The following is a 2739-nucleotide window of genomic DNA, read 5'->3' as shown; positions in this document are numbered from 1 at the left end:
AGCCCGAATTCTTACAAAATTATCTCGATGAATTCTGTTATAAGTTTAATCGAAGATACTGGGGAGAAGCCCTCTTTGGAAGATTGCTCGTAGCTTGCGTAACCTATAAAAATGAGTTTAGGTATAAGTGCGGATAATCATAAAAAATATTTTGTTGGCGAAGTAATTTTATTTTCTTCGCCAACAAAATTTCAGTGCTTCTAAGAAGAGAAGGTGGTACATAGTATTATCCCAAGTCTCATCGAGCTATCCCAACCTTTTCAAAAAGAATCCCAGAAATCATTTTAGATTCGAACATCTCCTTAAATTCTTCTGTGCAATAGTAGAAGTTGATGATTTTTTGATCTCTGAATATCTTAACTTCATTGATTTCTTCTTTTACAAAACGAATGTCGTTGCTTTTCATCATATCCATCGATTGTTTATAATCTAAGCCTGAGAAATCAATCGCACCAACTACATTTAACACATTTACAAATAAATAAGAAGGAATTATTCCAACTATATTTATAGGCAATAACTCAACATTCAATCCTTTGAACAGGTCTAAAAAGATAGAATTTATTATAAAGATATTGCCATAACACCTCGAATCGAAAGAAATACATTTTCTCTCTTCTTCTTTTTTTTCTGAATTAACCTTTGTAACATTTTCAAGCAATTCAAATACAGGAGCTTCCCAGCTTGAGACAAGACTTTGTCCCCTAAAGGAATCGAATTGATTTATAATCAATTCATTTCTACTTGATATTCCTTTAAATAGATAGTCGTTTTTAATTCTATATATATCCATATCGTTACCAAATTTTCTTATTAAAAAGCAAATCTCCTGCAATATTGTCTAATTCATCCAGAACTCCATTCTTTCCTCCAATTAGATCTGCAATTTCTAACCTATTGGCGACATTTTCAAAATATATTTTCGTGTGAATTACTCGATGATAGGCTCCAGGTTGAATACTATTAGGATCCATATGTTTTAAATAAATACCATTGGCTGCATCATCTATATCAATTCCATGCTTGGATAGGATACTTCTTGCCTTTATTGCATTTGGATCCATGTGGTCTCCCGCAACAATATGGTGTGCTGCTGAACCTTTGAATTTTTTCCATCTTCTTGCCATCGCACCATTTTGTTTAGCCATCTGTCGATTGGCTTTATTCATATTTTTTCTGAGACGTTTAGTACAAGAAAGTCCAAATGGGTCGATCTCGAAATTGATATCCCATACAAAACCATACAAAGTAGGGTTTACACCATCCAATCTTATTGGGTCTTGGGAGATATACATTCCCTCATCAGGCGAGTAGTAACGGAAACGGTTGTAATAAAGCCCTGTCTCCTCATCCTCTACTGTCCCTGATACCTACGGACAATCGCTCAAAGAACGCCCGGCAAAGTTACGAACAGAGCCATAAATATCCAATTCTGCCGACCATGTTTTTTCTCCATCAGAATTGAACATCTCAGTTGGTGTACCCAAGTAGTCCGTTATAATACTGTAGAACTTATCGCCAACTATCTTTGCCGCAGGTATGAATGTACCCTCCTCGAACAGCCACGTGGTTACATCGGATTCCTCCGTCCACTCGTGTAGAGGCACGTTGCCGTCCCAAACCCAACGGGTAGTCTTATTTTTATATGTCTTCGAGATACGGCGACCGAGTGGGTCATACTCGAAACTGACCGTTTTGCCATCGGGACGCTTCCACACTTCGGAGCATGCCGTTGCCCTGCCATTCATAAGCCCAATCACCCTCCTGCCAAAGCGGAGCTAACGTCTCGTCGGGCCTCAATCGTTGTTTCAGAACAAGGTTTCCTTCCCCATCGTAATGGTAGGAGTATTTACGGTCTTCAAGCAATCGACCGCCCTTACCATACTTGCGGTCTTTGCGCTCTTCCGTTCGGAACAGATTGCCGATGGCATCGGGAGCCTTGTAAATGCTCTCAACCTCGGAGCCACCCTTGTAATCGGCACGGAAGAGATTGTCCCACGAATCGTAGTCGAAAAGAAAAGAACGGTTTCACAATAGGGAACATTATACAAAAGAAATAACCCGATGAAAAGCATAAGCTGATACATCGGGCTTTTATGCACTTACAGACCGCCGCCGGAACTTCCCTGATCGGGGCCTGAAGGCGTTGACGGCCCTGTATCGGCAGAAGATGATGCCTCGTCCTGACCGTAAAGTTCAAATCCCGTGGAACGAAGAGAATTTTTGAAAGCAGGCTTGGGCGTGAAAAGAATTTTGGCGGGACGAATCATCGACACCTTGAAATCTTCCGGTTTTTCTACCGATTTGCTTCCGAACGAAGGTCGAAAAGTTCCCAATTCTCCGCACTCGACTGAGAAACTGCGAGCCGTCAGACGTTCGATTACGACATGGAGCCGACTAAGCACGGCTTTCACATCGGCGGCATCGACGGTAGAGCCGTCGGCAACCTCTTTAACAAAGTCTTCGAAACTGATTCTTCCCAGATTAACGGGTTGGGCAATGTAAACGGTTTTGCCCTTTTACGAGCCGATATTGAGCTTGCGAGCGGCAATTTTGTACTTGAGCTTGGCCATAATTATATATGCTTATAAATAATACAATAAAATATATCGCAAATTTAGATAAAATCCTCGAGATTTTACACCGGGCAGATAAAAACACAAGGCCGACGCTCTGTTTTCTGTCCCCTCCTCTGCGTGTTCTTAGCCACAATTTTACTATCTTGGAGGAAAAAAATTT

The 2739-nt window shown here is 40.8% G+C and carries 5 protein-coding genes and 2 pseudogenes; 2 read left to right on the top strand and 5 right to left on the bottom strand.

All coding sequences use genetic code 11. From position 1 onward, the window contains the following. Nucleotides 1-137: pseudogene (locus Tanf_RS14660) on the top strand (IS1595 family transposase); the annotation flags it as partial. Between the two features lie 101 nt (nucleotides 138-238). On the opposite strand, the gene Tanf_RS01005 reads toward Tanf_RS14660, so the two are convergent. The 4 genes and pseudogenes from Tanf_RS01005 to Tanf_RS00995 form a co-directional block, all read right to left on the bottom strand. Continuing rightward, nucleotides 239-793 carry an imm11 family protein gene (locus Tanf_RS01005; RefSeq protein WP_046824582.1) on the bottom strand — a complete coding sequence of 185 codons (555 nt, stop codon included), beginning with the start codon at nucleotides 791-793 and terminating at the stop codon, nucleotides 239-241. Between the two features lie 4 nt (nucleotides 794-797). After that, entirely contained in the window at nucleotides 798-1169 is a 372-nt protein-coding gene (locus Tanf_RS01000) for an AHH domain-containing protein (protein WP_041591311.1), read from the bottom strand. Between the two features lie 87 nt (nucleotides 1170-1256). Beyond that, nucleotides 1257-1304: pseudogene (locus Tanf_RS15420) on the bottom strand (hypothetical protein); the annotation flags it as partial. Nucleotides 1305-1370: 66 nt separating this feature from the next. Beyond that, entirely contained in the window at nucleotides 1371-1748 is a 378-nt protein-coding gene (locus Tanf_RS00995) for an RHS domain-containing protein (protein ID WP_046824581.1), read from the bottom strand. Between the two features lie 88 nt (nucleotides 1749-1836). On the opposite strand from Tanf_RS00995, the gene Tanf_RS00990 reads away from it, so the two are divergent. After that, nucleotides 1837-2037 carry a hypothetical protein gene (locus tag Tanf_RS00990; RefSeq protein ID WP_046824580.1) on the top strand — a complete coding sequence of 67 codons (201 nt, stop codon included), beginning with the start codon at nucleotides 1837-1839 and terminating at the stop codon, nucleotides 2035-2037. Between the two features lie 65 nt (nucleotides 2038-2102). On the opposite strand, the gene Tanf_RS00985 is transcribed toward Tanf_RS00990, so the two are convergent. Then, nucleotides 2103-2474: an HU family DNA-binding protein gene (locus Tanf_RS00985; RefSeq protein ID WP_236684352.1), complete on the bottom strand. Its 372-nt coding sequence runs from the start codon at nucleotides 2472-2474 to the stop codon at nucleotides 2103-2105. Nucleotides 2475-2739: the final 265 nt, after the last annotated feature.

Origin of the sequence: Tannerella forsythia, from assembly GCF_001006485.1 — a bacterium.
Classification (GTDB): domain Bacteria; phylum Bacteroidota; class Bacteroidia; order Bacteroidales; family Tannerellaceae; genus Tannerella; species Tannerella forsythia.
This window is presented reverse-complemented; position numbering and strand designations above follow the sequence as displayed.